A 17,392-nucleotide genomic window follows, 5' to 3' on the forward strand; every position below is an offset into this window, starting at 1 on the left:
CTCACCTGGGGCTGAGGTCCGGTGACCGCAGGCGGCGGGGCGACCTCAGGAGGGTCGACGAGCTCCGGCGCAAGAGGTTCGGCAGGCAGGAGCGGCGCCGGTTGGGCGACTGGCGCCGTGTACGCGCTCTCGGGTGGCAACACGCCCGGCTCGGGCGTCTGGGCGATCGGCGTCTGGCCGGCGGGTGGGGTGATCGGCCCGGGCGGTGTGGCAGGTGCCGAGGTCCACTGGGGGTGCGAGGTCACCGGCATGTGAGCCGGGACAGGAGGGACAGCCGGATCCCAAGGAACAGAACCCTGAACCGCCGGGCCACCCGGTGTGAAGGCGGGGGCTGACCCGGGCGGAGTCGGGCCTGCGGGTGGGTGCCAGCCCGCTGATTCGGCGCTCGGTGCGGATGTGGCCCTATCGGATTCGCTGCCTGGACGTTGCTGTCGTTCTGGCGCACCCGGAGTCGACTGCCAGGTTGTCGGCTCGGGCGATGGCGGACCCGAAGGAGGCGTCAGCCAGCCCACCGGCGCCGGGGCCGGTGGCCCTGGCGGAGCCGGCTGCCAGGCCGCCGACGCCCGCGGACCAGGCGGAGCCGACTGCGAACCCGTTGGCTCAGAACCAGGCTGGGTGGAAGAGGCCGGCTGCCAACCCGCCGAGGGAGCACCCGCCGAACCAGCAGGACCCTGCTGCCGGCTCGTCGCCTCAGAACCAGGCTGAGCCGCAGTGGTCGACTGCCAGCTCGCGGCTTCGCCACCCGCCTGGCCGACAGGACCCTGCTGCCGGCTCGTCGCCCCAGAACCAGGCTGGGCAGCCGTGGTCGACTGCCAGCTCGCGGCTTCGCCACCCGCCTGGCCGACAGGACCCTGCTGCCGGCTCGTCGCCCCAGAACCAGGCCGGGCAGCCGTGGTCGACTGCCAGCTCGCGGCTTCGCCACCCGCCTGGCCGACAGGACCCTGCTGCCGACTGCCCGGCTCAAGTCCAGGCTGAGCAGCCGGAGGTGCCTGCCAACTCGTCGACTCGGGCGGAGCAGCACCCGGCTGCCACCCCGCCTGCTCAGGGGCGCGGCCCGGCGCGTCCGGAGCACTCCCCTCGAACCCGGCATCCGTCCCGTCGGGTTGAGGAACGGTGCGCCACACCGGCGCGGGCCCGATGTTCATCGGCGCGGGGGCCTGCAGTGGCTGGGCCGGGGCGGGCGCGGCGGGGCGAGGGGCGGGTTTCGGGATCGGGTCCAGGCACGACACGAGCACGGTCGTGTTCACGGGGTCCTCGACTTTGCGCCCGCTGCGTTCGCGGTAGATCATTTCGCCGTCGGTGTCGATTTCGACGAGGTAGCCGGCTTCGGCGAGTTGTTCTTCGTCCAGGTCGACGAGTTGTTCGTAGCGCGAAGGGACCACTCGGTAGATCGGCCAGGCGAGCCGGGAGTGTTCCGCGTGGAATTGGGCGAGCAGGGCGGCCATCTGTTGCTGCCACGGCAGCGACATGCCTTCGGCCAGGGAGCGCGGCAGCACGACGTAACCGGCGTCCACGCCGGGCCAGCCGTGGGCCAGGTGGTCGGCCAGGGGTGTGCTGGAAGCGGGGTGCGCGGCCTGCCGCGGCGGCTGGGGTGCGCCGAACAGCGTCCGCGGGTCCTGGGGCTCGCCCTGGGGCTTGCCGCGTTTGCCGAATTTCCGTGCCACGTGTGTCATCCTCTGCCAGCGCGCGGCCGCGTGCTCGTGGACAGGCCGCGACTTCGGGTGAATCCGCCCCGCGATCCAGCGGGCCTGGCGGTCACCCCGGTCCGGGTCAAGAGCCGGTGACTCCCGAACTCCATGCTAGACGCCGGGACGCACCGCCTGCGGCACCACTTCAGCCTCGTCGAAGGAGAACGGGCGCACGTGCACGGGCACGCCCGTCTGCTGGGCCTCGACGATCTTGCCGTCGCCCAGGTACATCGCGACGTGGTGGATCGTCGACGGGTCGGCCGGGTCCGTCGCGAGGAAGATCAGGTCACCGGGCTGCGCCTCGCGCACCGGGAGCATCGCGCCGGCCTTGTACTGGTCCTGGGAGACGCGCGGCAGGATCACGCCGGCCGACTCGTAGGCGCGCAGCATGAGACCGGAACAGTCGTACGCGTTGGGACCGGTCGCGCCCCACACGTACGGCTTGCCCAGCTCTCCCAGCGCGAACTTGATGGCCTGCGCCGCCGCCTGGCTCGGCGGGAGCGCCGCGCCCAGGCCCTCGCCGCAGCCGGACGCGTTGACGACCTGGCCCAGGTTCTCGACCAGCACCGAAGCCATCGCTTCCCAGCGGTGGTAGCGGTCGGGAAAACCGGAGCGTTCGACGGCCTGCGCGGCGTCGCCCGGGCGTTCGTTCTGCCAGCCGGGGACGGCGAGCAGCACGTCGTAGAACTTGTTGATCGCGTAGTTCGGGTTGGTGACCTCCGCCGTGCTGCCCCAGTTCATCGACGGGCGCATCTGGAAGATGCCGAGCGAATCGCGGTCGCCGTAGGTGAGGTTGTGCAGGCCCGATTCCGTCATGCCGGCCTGGATCGCCACCTGCCACGCGCGCGGCGAGAGGCTGCGCTGCTTGCCGATGGAGATGATGAGCGAGACGATGCCGCGCTGCTCGTCGTCGAGGTTGCCGGCCTGGGCCGCGCCCTGCTGGGGCTGGCCGGGCTGGGTGGGGCCGATCGCGGCGTCGCACGAGGTGTTGAGGATCCCGCCCGCGGCGGCTTCCTGCTGGTCCACCACCACTTTCGTCACGGTGCTGGCGGTGAGCACCGTCGCGAAAACGGCGGCGACGATCACCGTGACGAGGATCGCGATCTTCACCGGGTCAGCTCGCCTGGTCGTAGTCCGAAACCCGCCACCCCGCACCGGTGTTGACCACGGTGATGAGCAGCTTCGGACCGTCGGTGGGGACGATGACCTTGACGGAGCTGGTGAACGAGGACTCGACGGCGGGTTCGCCGGTCACGCGCGTGGCCGGGATGTTCGCGGGGTCCACAGTGGACATCACGGGGAGGAACTCGTCGGTGGTCAGCGGGCGCATGCCCTTGAGCCAGTCGGCGTTGCTGATGCCCTCGGGGTGGTTGACCCACGCGGTGGCCCACTGCTTGGCGACGTCGACGGCCTCGGGGTTCGGCGGCGCGGACGTCGGGGTCAGCAGCGGGCTCGACAACCGCGTCGGCAGGGTTTCGGTGCTGGGCACGGGCGCCGCGACCCCGGTCGTCGGCGCCGCGGACGAGGTGGCCGCCGGCCCGGCGGGCGTCGCCGTGGCCGGTTTACCCATCACCTTCGGCAGCACGATGCCCAGCGCGGTGACCAGGATCGCCAAGAAGACGACCGTCCCGGCGAGGTGGCGGGGTGAACGCAGCGGGAATCCCCACAGGCGGCGGTAGACCGCGGCCCGGCCGCGGTTGGTGCGGATCGGCATCCGTCACCGCCCCATGGCTTGGTCGGTGTCGCGCACCTCGATGCCACGTGAAGGCCGGTACAGCACGAAAACGGACTTGCCCGCCACCACTTCGGGATCCACCCGGCGCGGCTGCGCGCGGACACCCGGCGGCGTGTACCCGCCGGCTTGTTCCGGAATGGACTCCGGGTAGTCGCGTTCGGACGAACGCATCCGCGACGGGATCACCACCGGTTCCGGTTCGTCGCTCCAGCGCCGGTCGGCCACCGGGGACGTGTCGACGCGCCGGCTCTCCCGCGACGGCACGCGCCGGGCGCCGACGGCGTAGTCGCCGGGGTCCCCGCCCACCGGGTTGTACTGCCCGAACACCGGCGAACCGCCGCCACCGCCCGCGGGCAGCGCGCCTTGCGCGCCGCTCGAGCCGACCGCTCCGGGCCACGGCGCACCGGACCACGCGGCGGCGGGCCGGGCGGACCGCGAACCGTTGTCGAGGCGCTGCGCGCTGGCGAAGACCGCGGCCTCCGGCCGGTAGCGCCCGCCGCCGACGGTGGCGCCCATGGGGCCCCGGGCTTCGCCTTCGATTTCGTCGCTTTCGCGGACGTTCTGCCAGAACTCGTCCTGTGGCGTCGGCCCGGCCTTCTTGCGGAAGCGCGAAAAGATCCCCGCGTTCGGCCCGGGCACGGCGGCGCCGACCATGCTCACGGACATCTCGACCATCTGCCACAACCGCCGCACGGGCCGTCCGACGAGGAAGAGCAGCACCGTGATCAGTCCGGCGAGGACCATCTGCGTGAGCAGGTTGAGCGAGTTTCCGGCGTCGAAGATGGCCTGCAGCAGCAGGGCGTGCACACCCGCCAGCACCGACAGCACGACCAGGTTGAACGCGATCCCGCCGGCGACCTTCAGCACGCGGCGCAGGATGTCCGGGTGCAGCAGCGCGACGAGCCCGATCAGCGGCGCCGTGAGGGTGAACAGGCGGATCAGCACCTGCGCGAGCAGCACGGACGCCTTGGCCAGGAGCTGGAAGAGGGAGTAGACCACGCTCTGGCCCAGCGCGAGGAACCCGGCGCCGGTGCGCCCGCCGGACTCCCCGGTGAAGTACCCGGTGGCGGGGCCGAGCTTGGTGGAGATGTCCTTGAAGGCGGCCTTCTTGGCGTCGACGACGTTCTGCTTGGCGTCGTCGACGTTCACGAGCTGGTCGCGGGTGAACGCCTGCGCGTCGAGCAGCGGTTTGCCGAACTGGTCGGCCTGCGGCGCCGTGGGCGAGCCGAACTCACCGCGCAGCCAGTTGTCGTAGACGATCTGCGTGTGCAGGTTCGTCGGCAGGATGTCGCGGACGATCCGGTCGGAGGTCTCGTCGACGAAGCCCGCCTGGATGTTCGTGGTGGTCTGCACGATCGCTTTGTCGATCGGGTCGAAGTACCGCAGCATCGCCAGCGACGACGCCGCCAGCCACACACCCGCGAGCGCGTACAGCGCCCGCTTGCTGACCCCGGCGAGATCACCGCGCCAGATGTTGCGGAACAGCATGATCGACATGATCAGCGCGACCAGACCGAACAGCTGCGCGTAGATGTTGTTGTAGACCTTCTCCGCGCCCGACTTCACCGCGTTGTAGATCGGGTTCAGCAGCCCGCCCTCGAGCACGGTGTAGTGCAGCGAGTTCGTGGCGCCGACGATGTTCTTGCCGATGTTGAACAGCTGGTTGCCCGCCCACGTGTCGATGGTCGAGCTGGGCGAGGCGATGGCGGACAGCGCCGTGCAGTTGGTCTGGTAGGTGTTCCAGACCATGCCCGCGTAGTCGTAATCGATGTACGCGCTGCCCGGCTCGCCGTGGCCCTCCGGCGGGTCGATCGCGCCGACCATCCCGGCGCCGGGACGCTCGGGGTTCGGGGATTCACCGCACGCCGCGGCGTTGGCCGACGGCGCCATGATCACGGTCTGCAGGCCGAGGATCGTGATGACGGCCACCATGGCAGCGCGCCGGCTCGGCCGGCGCGCGCCCGGTTGGGGCCCCTGTTTGATCCGCCGCTTGAGCGCGTGCCAGCCGGCGGCGATCGACAGGACGAACGCCAGCGTCCAGACCGTGTTCACGCGGCATCCCTGCCGGTACCACCCTTGCCGCCCGCGCGGGCGTGTCGGTCGGGGTGACCGTGGGATCCGTTGCCGTTCTGCACCGCGCCCTCCACCTCGCCGGTCTCGGACGCGAGCGGGTCCGGGGACCCGAGCAGCTGCTCGTCGGTGAGGCCGACTTCGAGTTCCGCCTGGAATTCGAAGTCCTGCTCGAGCTCGTCGTCCTCTGGTGGGGTGGGGACGTACGGGGCGGGCTCTTCCTCGTGGGGCAGCACGAGGTCGGTGCCGGGCTTGGTGCGCGCGTCGGGCGAGCCCGGGGTGGTGTCCATGACCGAGCGCAGCTGGTCGAGGTGCGGGCCGGAGAAGTCGACGCGGATGCGCTCCACGCCGCCGGCGCCGTCGCCGAAGATGAACTGGCGGGGTTCGACGTCGCGTTCCACGCCGCGCTGCGCGCCGGGGCGGCGGCCGAGCGCGGCGACGACCTGCTCGTAGCCCACGCCGACCGGCACCTTCAGCAGGCGCAACGCGTCGGCCTGGGCGTCGTCGTCGTCGAGGCGGCCGACGAAGACCGAGTCCAGCAGCGCGACGAAACCCTGGATCTTCAGGAAGTCGGCCGGGATCTGGGAGGACAGCAGCACCCGGACGTTCCACTTGCGCGAGTCACGCGCGAAGCGGTTCATCAGCACGCGCCCGGTCGGCACCTCCGACAGGAAGAACGCCTCGTCGATCCAGACGCCCTTGCGCAGCTCCTTGGGCTTTTCGTAGACCGACCGCTGCGTGAGCCACGCCGCGAGGTTCAGCATCTCGACGCCGAGCGACTCCGCGTCCGTCCAGTACTCGCGCGGCACGCCGTCCTTCGGCAGGGTCAGGCCCGCCATGGTCAGCACGGTCATGCGGTCGTCGCGGCTCTCGGCGTACGGGTCCGCGTCGCGCTCCGGGATCAGCAGCGCCATGCGCTCGCGCATCTCGTCGAGGAAGTCGGCGACGACGACCGCGTGCTCGTGGTGCTCGCTCGAGTCGCGGCGCAGCGCGTCGATGACCTGGCCCGGGTCCGCGTCGAAGCGGCCGCCGACCGCGCGGACGGCGCGCAGCAGCACGATCCGCGTCTGCGCCATGCGCGACACCTCGTACGGCAGCACGCCGGTGAGCACGTCGAGCACCAGCCGCCGCCGGGTCGCGCCCGCCAGCGCCTTCTCGCGGCGCCACGAGCGTTCCGGGTCGTCCTCGTCCATGAAGTGCTCGAGCAGCGGGTCGGCCACGACGCGGTACGGGTTGAGGATGCCGGGCTGCGCGTTGAGCAGGTTGATCGGCCGGGCGTACGGCCTCAGTTCCGGTAGGTCGCACAGCCGCGAGAGCGGACCCGAGGGGTCGAGGATCGTCCAGTGCGCCCCGGAGCGCAGCGTCTTGTAGACGATGCCGCCACCGAGGAACGACTTGCCGCCACCCAGGCCGGCCACCATCGCGGTGAGGCCCGAGCCGTCGCGGATCTCCTGCGCCATCCACGGGTCCCACGCCACCGGGCGGCGGGTCGCGGTGACGGTCTCGCCGAGCAGGATGCCGCGCCGGTCACCGACCTCCGCGGTCGCCGTGGGCACGGCCGACGCCGTCCAGACCACCGACCCGCGGCGCATGTACGCGGCCGACGCGAGCGGCTCGCCCGGGATGAACTCGCGGGCCATCGCGTACTGGGCTTCGGGGTGCTCGATCGCGACCTTCGGCTTGTACAGGTCGAGCAGCTGCTGGGCCAAGCGCAGCGCGTCGCGCTCCGTCGGCCCCGACACGGCCAGCCGCCACCACGACCGCACGCGCGTGGCCAGCGCGGTGAAGCCCGACGTCATCTCGTCGTCGATCTCCAGCACGCGCCCGGCCTGGCGCGCCAGCGACTGCGGCGGCTCCAGCTCGTGCTCGTCGGTGTAGTGCTTGACCTGCGAACGCACCTTGTTCATCTGGCGCTGCAGCTCGCCGGAGACCTCCTCGGGCCGGCGCACGTAGATGCGCGCGGACACCTCGACGGCGGCGGGCAGGCGGTCGGCGTGCTGGATCCACGGATCGTCGACCTCGGGGATCTGCAGGCCGTGCATCTGGCCGACGGTCAGCACGGCGAGGTGCCGCGACACGCCGGCGTTGGAGCCCGTGCGGCCGCGGACGGTGACCGTCGGCGCGTACGGGTCGGCGTGGAAGTCGGCCGCGTCGGTGAAGCTGGCCAGGTCCTCCGGCTCCCACGCGGCACCCGGCACGGCGGGCATGTTCCGCGGCGCGGGCAGGCCCAGCGAGCACGAGCGGTGCATCAGCCAGGACATCTCCTCGGCGTGCACGGGCCGGCCTTCCAGCCCCGCGGTGCCGATGACCTGGTCGAGGTGCTCGACCTCCGAGTCCAGCGCCACCAGTTCGGCGTCGACGGCCTCGGGCAGGATCTTGCGCAGCACGGGCGCGGCGCGTTCGACAGCCCGGTCCACCATGCGCCGGGTCTGCACCTGGACGCCGAGGTAGACCTCTTTTTCGGCCATCGAGCGGCCCATCAGCTGCTGCTGCTCGCCGATGAGGTAGTCGTCGAAGGACAGCGCGCCCGGCACGTCCTGCGGCCGCCCGACGGCGTTGTGCACGTGGGCCTCGGCCCACATGCGGATCGGGTACGGGCGGTTCGTCACGCGCAGGTGCAACCACCGGCCCTGCAGCTCGGCGTACTGGCCCGCGATGGCGGCGATCAGGTCGCGGCGCTGCGAGTCGGAGCGGAACGACCACCGCTGCGGCGCCAGGCGGTACCAGGCGTAGACCTCGTGCCCGGTGCGCAGCAGGTGCCCGTCGATGCTGCGCGCGGCGATCGACGGCGTGTACGCGGGGATGGCCTGCTCCCCCGGCAGCCGCCGGGCTTTGCCTCCCGAGGAGGAGTTCCTCGGCGATGGCTGCCGGACCTGCTGGGGCGTCTCCCAGGCGCCCGTGGGCACGCCTCGATCACGCTTTCCTCGGCTTCCGCCGCGACCGAACAACGACTACCTCCCGGCCCGAGCCGCGGGGCGGCTCCGGCGCGCTCGTGGTGCTCCCTGTGCTCCGGCCGTCGTCCCGGTGCCCTGGCCGTGGCCGTGGTGCCGGTAGGCCCGCTTCCTCTTGTGCTTCGGCAGCGGGCGCTCGGCCCGCACGCGGATACGGCTGGCGCTCACCGCGCCACCCGTGGCCGCGGTCGTCTCCCGCGGTGTGTTCAGCTCGCGCCCGGCCATCGCGACCACCGCGCCCAGCGGGCGCTCGTGGCTGATCTTCGCGGTGATCAGCCGGGTGATCACGATCGTGGCCACGAACGCCCACGCCGTGGAGAAGAATCCGAAGCTCCAGCCCGCCCACCTCTCCACGGTGAGTACGAGCAGGAAGATGGGTATGCCGATGAGCCACGCGACGTAGCGGGCTCTCCAGGGAAAAGTCGCCTTCGGCGGGCCGAGCCAGACGGCGTCGACCCGGTAGACCTCGTCATCCGTCCTGATGCGCACGCCTGCTCCGCCTCAGCCCGTGAACAGGCCGGCGATCCACTGGCCCACGTTGACGCCGGCGCCGCTGACCGCGAGTCCGATGATGGCGAGCGCGATGACCACACCGGCGAGCCGGCGCATGACACCCGCGTTGTCGCCCTTACCGCCACCGAGCCAGAGCAGCAGGAGGGCGACGGCCAGCAACACCAGGGGGACGATGTTGTCGAGCAACCAGTTTCGGACGTTGCCGGTGCCGAGTTCGCCGGCGGCCAGCGTCTCGAGGGTGGTCATGGTGGTCATCGCGATACTCCCGGTGCGCGGACGGTACCGCGCGGTTCTGGCTTCGGCGAAGCCTCGAACAACATCATGGCGTCACATGCGGTAGTGGTCAAAGCGCGCAGTGTAATGTCGACTTGTGGACGCGGGCGGGGGGTCGGGGTCGTCTGGTCAGAATTCCTCGCCCTCCATCATGCTGGCAAGGGTGCTGGGTATTAAGACCGGCCACCCGGATTTCGCAGTGGACCGACGAAGTCACCGTACTGGGAGTGCTTTGCTCACTCTGGGTACTTCCCGTGCGGACGTGCGGCGGCCGAAACCAGTGTGACATGCCCCGTTCGGCCTCCCCTCACGAGTCCGCTGAGTGAGCACCACGCTGCTTTCGCTACGCGTTCGCGGCTGCGGCGCAGTGAGGCGCTTGTCACGATACGCGCAAGTCGCGCGGGGGTTTTCACTACATAGCGTGATACAGGACAACGGGCACGAGCCGTGCCTTATCGATCTGCCTAGAGGTTTCGCGGAAACGCGCCGGCATTGACCACGGCGCGGCTCAGCGGCCGGCAGAGCTCGGCCAGGCGGGTGGATTTTTCCTCACCGAGGTGCGTCCAAGGCTCTTCCGACGCCGCGTTCGTGGCGGCTTCGACGCGCTCCCGCAACTCGGCCCCCTTGTCCGTGAGATCACCGTCGGGGCCGATGACGCCCTGCCGGTTCAGCCGGTTCACAGCGGCGTCCCACTGCTCCTCGCTCCAGCCACGGGTGCGCTTCGCCATCTCGGGCGTGAAGCCGGCGCCGCTCGCGACGTGGGTGACGAGGGCGTCGAGCCCGGTCAGCCCGTGCACCAGGAGCGCGGCGACGTGGGCGTCGCCTCGGTGCTCGCGCAGGAGCGTGAGCGCGTGCCAGAGGACCAGGTGCGGCTTTCCGGGCCACGCCAGGCTCGCGTGCCCGGCGTACAGCGCTCGCCCCTCCGGGCGGCAGCCGCCCGCGGCTTCCCGCGCCAGCTCGGCGGCCTCGGCCACTTCGCCGCCCTGCAGGACTTCGTCGCCGAGGAGCCGCCGGTAGGCCTCGTCGACGGCGTTCAGGCGCGCTTCGAGGACGGCCTCGGGCGTCGCGCAGGTCCAGGCGCGCGGGATGTGCCGCTCGACGACCTCCGGGTTGAAGTTGTAGAACGTCGCGGTGACGACCCCCGCCCCCACCGCCCCCAACGGCGCCGAGCGGCTCGCGAAGTACGTCATGCGCCCCGGCCGCAGCCCCGCCGCGGTGAGGTGCCGCTCGGCCTCCGGGACGAAGTAGATCAGCGAGTGGAGGGTGTCGAAGGTGCCCTTGAACTTCTTCGCCGCGTCGGCTGCTTCACCCATGGCCCCGGATGCTACCGGGCGGTAGGCGCGGGGTGCGCGCTCGTCGGCTCCCGCCGGACAGGCCCCCGCCGGACAGGCCCCCGCCCTCCCGAGGGGGGCGTCCCATGCCCATTCTACCGGCCGGCACCGACGATTCTGTCGAGATCGCCGCAGGTCGGGGTAGTTGTCCACAACTCGGTCAGGCATCCACAACTCGGTTGGGGGATGGCAGAGGCGGGATTTGAGGGGTTGATCAAGCAGCAGGTGCGGGCAGGGGCGGAACGGTGGGGAGCAGTGGTCGAGGGGGGCGCGGCCGAGGAACGGAGACTCGACGAGGGAGATCGGCTTCGGAAGGCAGCGCCGCGAGAGGCGGCAGTCGCGGCGTGCCGGCATCAGCACCAGCACGAATACACGAACGCGTCGGGCCGGCACCGGACACGGGGCAGCACCGGAAGGCAGTACGAACACGGCGGTCCGGCACCGGGCACCGGGCACCGGGCACCGGGCACCGGGCACCGGGAGCATCAGAAGACAGCCCGGAAAAGTCGGATCAGCACCACCAAGTACCACCAGCAGGGCGCAAGCACGACAAGCCGGCAAAGCCATGCCGGACCAACACCGGCACCGCCACCAGCAGGACGCCGCCATCAGCAGGACGGCCGCCGCCACAAGCACCACAAGCCGGCGCGACCGCGCCGGACCAACACCGGCACCCGGCACCGCACCGGCACCCGGCCCCGCGAAAAGACCGCCCCGAAAACGGGGCGGACGAGTTGGCATGTAAGCCGGATCCTGTTCCTGGCGCGGCCTTGCGGCCGGCCGGGCGACGGTCATCCATCTCGGCCTGCCGTTGCCGGCAGGCTCCAGCGGCCTACCCGCAGGCATCGGACGGGCCGTCCTCAGGCGCCTGCGCAGGAGCGCGAGCTCCCTCTTGGCCTTGCTCCGGGTGGGGTTTACCGAGCCACCCCGGTCGCCCGGGGTGCTGGTGGTCTCTTACACCACCGTTTCACCCTTACCGCCGTCCGGGGACGGCGGCGGTCTGTTCTCTGTGGCACTGTCCCGCGGGTCACCCCGGGTTGCCGTTAGCAACCACCCTGCCCTGCGGAGTCCGGACTTTCCTCGGACCGGGTCACCCCGATTCGCGACCGTCCTGCCAACTCGTCCGCTCGACGATCGTACCGTCCGCGCACCGGACGGACGCCCGGCGGGGCGAGCAGTTCGACCGCGCCGAGCGTCACGATCACGGCGAGCGCGGCGAGCTCCAGCAGTTGCACGAGGCCGAACACCGCCGACCACCTCCTTCCGCTCGGGAATACGCGCCGCGCGGCGGGGTGGTTCAAGTGGATCTGTACCAGGTCCTTTGTGGAGGATCCCAGCGCGTGGAAGGCCGTTGACCCCGTTTCGGCGCCGCTGTTTCACTCGCCGCATGTCCGCGCCAGACCTGCACGAGCCCCTGAAATTCGCCTACTGGGTCCCGAACGTGAGCGGCGGCCTGGTCACCAGCGACATCGAACAGCGCACCGACTGGGGATACGAGTACAACAAGGAGCTCGCCGTCCTGGCGGAGAACAACGGCTTCGAGTACGCCCTGACCCAGGTCCGTTACACGGCCAGCTACGGCGCCGCCTACCAGCACGAATCCACCGGGTTCAGCCTCGCGCTCCTGCTCGCCACGCAGCGGCTGAAGGTCATCGCGGCGATCCACCCCGGACTGTGGCACCCCGGCGTGCTGGCGAAGTTCGTCGCCAGCGCCGACGTGATCTCCGGCGGCCGCGCGGCCATCAACGTCGTCAGCGGCTGGTTCAAGGACGAATTCACCAAACTGGGCGAACCGTGGCTCGAACACGACGAGCGGTACCGCCGCACGGAGGAGTTCATCCGCACCGTCCGCGAACTGTGGACCGACGACCACGCCTCGTTTTCGGGGGACTTCTACCGCGTCCACGACTTCGACGTCAAACCCAAGCCCGTGCCCGCGCCCGGCCGGCCCCACCCGGAGATCTTCCAGGGCGGCAACTCCACCGCGGCCCGCGGCGTCGCCGGCCGCGTGTCCGATTGGTACTTCAGCAACGGCAAGGACTACGACGGGTTCAGCGAGCAGGTCTCGGACGTCCGGCAGCACGCCGCCGGCCGCACTGTCCGCTTCGGACTCAACGGCTTCGTCATCGCCCGCGACACGGCCGCCGAAGCCGAAGCGGTACTGCGGGAGATCGTCGAAAAGGCGAACGTCCCGGCGGTCGAAGGCTTCCGCGCCGCCGTCGCGCAGGCCGGCAAGTCGACGGCCGACTCGAAGGGCATGTGGGCGGACTCGGAGTTCAAAGACCTGGTGCAGTACAACGACGGGTTCCGCACGCAGCTGATCGGGACGCCGGAGCACATCGCGGACCGGGCGCTCGAGTACAAGAAGCGCGGGGCGAACCTGTTGCTGCTGGGGTTCTTGCACTATTTGGAGGATGTGGAGCAGTTCGGGAAGACGGTGCTGCCGATCATCCGGGAGAAGGAACGGGACCTGGCGAAGGGGAAGGGTGTTCCGGAGCCGGTGGGGATTTGAGGTGGTTTGTGAGCGGCTCAGAATGGCGGGGGTTGGGCTGGCGGAGGTTGGTTGCGGGGTCGTCCGGGTTTGAGCTGGCTGGGATCTGAAGTTCAGTTGACGTCGACCGCGCCATGAACTTAGGCGGTCACCCAGCGCAGTAAGGCGGCTCGAAGTTCGGCCGGGCCCGGCGGCTGGCAGCTGAGACGTTTCGTTGCCGCTGAGCGCGCCATGAACCTGGGCGGCCACCCAGCGCGGGTTATGTAAGGACACTCCATGGGCGGAGCAGGTCCTATTCGTCTGAGAACTTCGGCAGGCGCCGAGAGTGCTGTGGGTTTTCCCGGCGCAGGTTCATCAAGGCCTCGCCCTGGGCGCCGGACTCTGGCGGCTGAGACGTTCGATGGGTGGCCCGGCCTGCCCGGCGGGGTTCGCCGAACGGTTCAGCACGGAGATCGGCCCCGTGGCGGAGTCCCTGCCGCGGATGGCTGACCGGACGGGGCGCGATTGTCCACGATTCTGGTGCGGTGTGGGCTGGCGAATTCTGGTTTGTCCACATGGTCGGCGAGTTGTGGATGAACAGCACCGTTTGCGGCTTCGTGGCGGGTTTTGTCGGTGGTGGCCGATAAAATGGAGCGGGGTCAGCCCCCAGGGCGGGCGGGGCCCTGTCTGGTGGGGGGTTGTGGCTGGTGGATGCAGGTCGCCGGCACCGCAGGGCGAGCCGGCAGCCGCAGCGTGAGCCGACGAACGTGGGATGAGTCGGCGCTTTCCGCCGAAGTCGGCGCCCGCGCCCGCGGGCCAAGCTGCTCCCCCGCGATCCTGTACGCGGTCGCGGCCGCCTCGGCGTTCCTGTACGCGATCGCAGCCGCCTCGGCGTTTTGTACGCGGTCGGACCCGCCCTCGGCGTTTTTGTACGCGGTCGCAGCCGCCTCGGCGTTTTGTAGGCGGTCGGACCAGCCTCGGCGTTCCTGTACGCGATCGGAGCCGCCTCGGCGTGATGGTGCGCGGAGCGTGCCGCGGGGCGACGGTCGAAGCTGGCCCCGTGTCTTGTGAGCGGAGCGTGCCGTGGCGCGAAACGGTGTCCGCATCGGGGTGTGAGCCGGCGGCCGGTGAGAGTGGCCCGTACTGGTGGCCGGTGGGAGCAGCCGGGGCCCGGTGAGGCAGCCCACGCCGGGCCTGTGGTGGGGCGGTCGGCGGCTAGCGTTCAGCTGTGCCCGAGCCCCTTGCCGCCGTTGTGAGTTTGGTTTTGCTGGCCGTGACGTTGGGGTTCGCGATGGTGCGGCCGCGCGGGTTGCCGGAGGCGGTGGTGGCCGTGCCGGTGGCCGGGGTGGTGCTGGGGCTGGGGTTGGCGACGCCGGCGGCGGCGTGGGGGCGGGTCGGGGAGATCCTGCCGACGATGGGGTTCCTGGCGGCCATCCTGCTGGTCAGTCACCTGGCCGCGATCGACGGCGTGTTCACGTGGCTGGGCAGCCGGCTCGCCGAGGTGTGCCGGGGGGAGGCGAGGCGGCTGCTGGTGCTGACGTTCGCCGCGGCGGCGGGGGTGACGGCGGTGCTGAGCCTGGACGCGACGGTGGTCCTGCTGACGCCCGTGGTGATGGCGACGGCGGAGAAGCTGCGGCTCGAGTCGAAACCCCACGTCTACGCGTGTGCGCACCTGGCGAATTCCGCGTCGACGCTGCTGCCCGTGTCGAACCTGACCAACCTCCTCGCGTTCGCGGCGTCCGGGCTGACCTTCGCGGGGTTCACGGCGCTCAGGGCGTTGCCGTGGCTGGTCACGCTCGCCCTCGAACTGGTGGTGTTCACGCGGTTCTTCAGGAGGGACCTCCGAGGCCCGCGGAGCACGCAGCAGCCGCAGCACCGGGGAGCGCCGGTGTTCGCGCTGGTCGTGCTGGCGGCGATGCTGGTCGGGTTCGCGGTCGGGGAGTTCGGGCACGTCGCGCCGGTCTGGATCGCCGCGCTGGCGGCGCTGGTGCTCAGCGCCAAAGCGCTGGCGGAACGCAAGATCAGGCCGTGGCAGGTGGTCACCGAGGCGTCACCGCTGCTGGTCTTGTTCGTGCTGGGGCTGGCCGTCACGGTCGAAGCTGTGGACCAGCACGTGCTCGGCGGCGTGCTCGAACAGCTCCTGCCCACCACGGCGGGCCTGCCCGAGCTGCTGCTGGCGACGGCGGTCGCGGCGGTGCTGGCGAACCTCGTCAACAACCTGCCCGCGACGCTGATCCTGCTGTCGGTCCTGGGTGACCACCCGAACACCGGCGTCCTGCTCGCCGTGCTGATCGGGGTGAACGTCGGCCCGAACGCGACCTACCTCGGCTCGCTGGCGACGCTGCTGTGGCGCCGCGTGCTGGCGCGCCACGGGCACAAGCCGCGAGCGCTCGAGTTCCTGAAACTCGGCGCGCTCACGACCCCGCTCACGCTCGCCGCCGCGACGACCGCGCTGTGGGTGGTCCTGCCTTAGGAGGCCCGCGGCGGAATGGTCTGGCCGGGCTCCAGCGTGGGACCGCAGTCGTCGAGGCCGTTGCCGAAGCGGTAGGCCTCGACGTCCATCATCGTGGTCGCCGCGTAGTGCTGGACGGCTTGGAGCTTGGCCAGGTCCGTGACGGCGTCCTTGCGCACCCAGTCACCGTTGCGCAGGCCCGGACCCGGGTAGATGAAGATCGGGTAGTAGTCGCGGTCGATGCGCGGGTCGAGCGAGATGCCGTTGCCGCCGGCCCACGGGCCCCACGAGTGGATGAAGGTCGGCTTCACCGTGTCGAACACGTAGTCGCGCAGACCCGCGATGTTGTCGTCGTGGGTGAGGTCGGCGATGGGCGCGTTCACGAGTCCCGCCATGTCCACGAGCTGCAGGCGGCTGGTCATCGACGAGCCGCCGAGGTCCGGCAGCAGCAGCGAGGCCTGCTTGAGGCCCAGCATGTCGGCGTAGGTGTTGAAGCCGCGGCCGAAGCGGTCGGCGATCAGGCACGCGGGGACGGTCGGGCTCTTGATGAACTCGTCCGACTGCTGCACGAACCCGACCAGCGACGGGATGGCCGCCGCGACCACCACCACGGACGCGACGGCGCGCCAGCGCACCTTCACCGTGCGCAGCAGCTCCGCGAACGACAGCGTGCCCGCCAGCACGCCCAGCACCCACACGGGAGTCGCGAACCGGAACTGCGCCATCCAGTCGGGCACCATCACGCCGAACGCGATCACACCCAGCGCGAACGGCGTCAGCAGCGCGACCAGCGACCGGCGCCACGGCGCCTTCTTCAGCGCCCAGATCGCCACCGCCGCGAGCACCACCACGGCCGCGACCCCCGCGTACAGGGCCAGGGTGCCGGGCCGGATGACCGACATCAGGTCGGGCAGCCCCTGCTTCTTCGCCACCGACGGGTTCGCCAGTAACCGGCCGCCGAACTCGCTGTGACGCCAGGCCACGTACGCGCCGAACGGGACGGCGAAGGCCACAATGGACAGCACCGCGTAGCGGAACGAAATCCAGAACCCCGCACGCCGCACCCCGAACAGCAGGACGATCGGGTACGCACCCGCGTAGATCAGGCCTTCCGGGCGCGTCAAAGCCGCGAAGGCGACGATCACGCCCGCGGCCACCGCGACCTTCCACGACAGCGTGCGCTCCTTGCGCACGGCCGTGAACAGCACCGTCGCGAGGCCGAGCACCGCGAACGCGAACAGCGAGTTCTCCAGGCCGGACACGACCCAGATGACGAACGACGGGATCGTCGCCAGCGTCAGGCCCACGGCCAGCGTCGCGGCCCACGCGTGGCGCGGCAGGACCTGCCGGGCGACCACGTGGCAGAGGATCAGGATGCCCGCGGTGAACAGCAGGCCGAGCAGCTTCGGGAACAGCACGTAGTCGGGGATCCCGAAGAGCAGGCCGTGGTCGAACAGGCCGGCGAGCTTGCCGAGCGCCAGCAGCACCATCCACGTGGGGTCGGAGAACCCCTCGACGGGCGGCGCGCCCGGCTGCAGCACGGGGCCAAGACCGTCGGCGAGGCTGCGCGAGTAGGAGAACGTGATGGCCGCGTCGTCGACGATCCAGTGGCCGTAGCGCGTGGCGTGCCAGGCGACGGCGGCGACGCCGGCCAGCACCGCCAGCGTGGCGGCCAGCCAGCCGTGGCGCAGGCCGCGGGCGGTCTCGGGCACGACCTCTTCGGGGAGGCCGCGTTCGGATGCTTCGCTGAGTGCGCTAGCCGTCATTACCTCGTCACTGTTTCTACTCGCAGAGCTTGCCGAGAAACGCACGAGCCTGCGCCCCCCTCATGAGGGTCCCGCGTGGGACCCGCGCCGCGGCGCCGCGGTCGACACAGCACTCTAGCCAATACCGGATCGAGGGCCGCCGA

At 70.8% G+C, this 17,392-nt stretch carries 10 protein-coding genes and 1 other RNA gene; 2 read left to right on the forward strand and 9 right to left on the reverse strand.

Annotated features, from left to right (window positions below; translation table 11 throughout):
* Positions 1–1,799: 1,799 nt before the first annotated feature.
* The 8 genes from ACIA77_RS34480 to rnpB all read right to left on the reverse strand — a co-directional run bounded on the left by ACIA77_RS34480 (position 1,800) and on the right by rnpB (position 11,683).
* Positions 1,800–2,798 (reverse strand): C40 family peptidase, encoded by a 999-nt coding sequence (locus ACIA77_RS34480; RefSeq protein ID WP_395890237.1) that lies wholly within the window; start codon positions 2,796–2,798, stop codon positions 1,800–1,802.
* A gap of 4 nt (positions 2,799–2,802) precedes the next feature.
* On the reverse strand, positions 2,803–3,402 hold the full coding sequence (locus ACIA77_RS34485) for a hypothetical protein (protein WP_395890238.1): 600 nt from the start codon (positions 3,400–3,402) through the stop codon (positions 2,803–2,805).
* A 3-nt stretch (positions 3,403–3,405) separates the two neighbouring features.
* Positions 3,406–5,475 (reverse strand): magnesium transporter, encoded by a 2,070-nt coding sequence (locus ACIA77_RS34490; RefSeq protein WP_395890239.1) that lies wholly within the window; start codon positions 5,473–5,475, stop codon positions 3,406–3,408.
* Entirely contained in the window at positions 5,472–8,441 is a 2,970-nt protein-coding gene (locus ACIA77_RS34495) for an ATP-binding protein (protein WP_395890240.1), read from the reverse strand. Before ACIA77_RS34495 ends, ACIA77_RS34490 begins: the two co-directional genes overlap by 4 nt.
* A gap of 3 nt (positions 8,442–8,444) precedes the next feature.
* Complete coding sequence (locus tag ACIA77_RS34500) at positions 8,445–8,933, reverse strand: hypothetical protein (protein WP_395890241.1); 489 nt, start codon at positions 8,931–8,933, stop codon at positions 8,445–8,447.
* A 12-nt stretch (positions 8,934–8,945) separates the two neighbouring features.
* On the reverse strand, positions 8,946–9,212 hold the full coding sequence (locus tag ACIA77_RS34505) for a hypothetical protein (protein ID WP_326568540.1): 267 nt from the start codon (positions 9,210–9,212) through the stop codon (positions 8,946–8,948).
* Between the two features lie 482 nt (positions 9,213–9,694).
* Positions 9,695–10,543 (reverse strand): hypothetical protein, encoded by an 849-nt coding sequence (locus ACIA77_RS34510; protein WP_395890242.1) that lies wholly within the window; start codon positions 10,541–10,543, stop codon positions 9,695–9,697.
* A gap of 744 nt (positions 10,544–11,287) precedes the next feature.
* Positions 11,288–11,683, reverse strand: an RNA gene (gene rnpB / locus ACIA77_RS34515) — RNase P RNA component class A.
* Between the two features lie 265 nt (positions 11,684–11,948).
* Between rnpB and sfnG the strand changes: the two genes are divergently transcribed.
* Positions 11,949–13,073 carry a dimethylsulfone monooxygenase SfnG gene (gene sfnG / locus ACIA77_RS34520; protein WP_395890243.1) on the forward strand — a complete coding sequence of 375 codons (1,125 nt, stop codon included), beginning with the start codon at positions 11,949–11,951 and terminating at the stop codon, positions 13,071–13,073.
* Between the two features lie 1,249 nt (positions 13,074–14,322).
* The gene (locus ACIA77_RS34525) at positions 14,323–15,504 is read left to right on the forward strand and encodes an SLC13 family permease (RefSeq protein WP_395890332.1); all 1,182 of its coding nucleotides are present in this window, start codon (positions 14,323–14,325) and stop codon (positions 15,502–15,504) included.
* Here ACIA77_RS34525 and ACIA77_RS34530 read toward each other — a convergent pair.
* On the reverse strand, positions 15,501–17,249 hold the full coding sequence (locus tag ACIA77_RS34530; RefSeq protein ID WP_395890244.1) for a hypothetical protein: 1,749 nt from the start codon (positions 17,247–17,249) through the stop codon (positions 15,501–15,503). The genes ACIA77_RS34525 and ACIA77_RS34530 overlap by 4 nt on opposite strands.
* Between the last annotated feature and the right edge of the window lie 143 nt (positions 17,250–17,392).

It is taken from the genome of Amycolatopsis sp. NPDC051903, from assembly GCF_044452505.1.
Lineage (GTDB): Bacteria > Actinomycetota > Actinomycetes > Mycobacteriales > Pseudonocardiaceae > Amycolatopsis.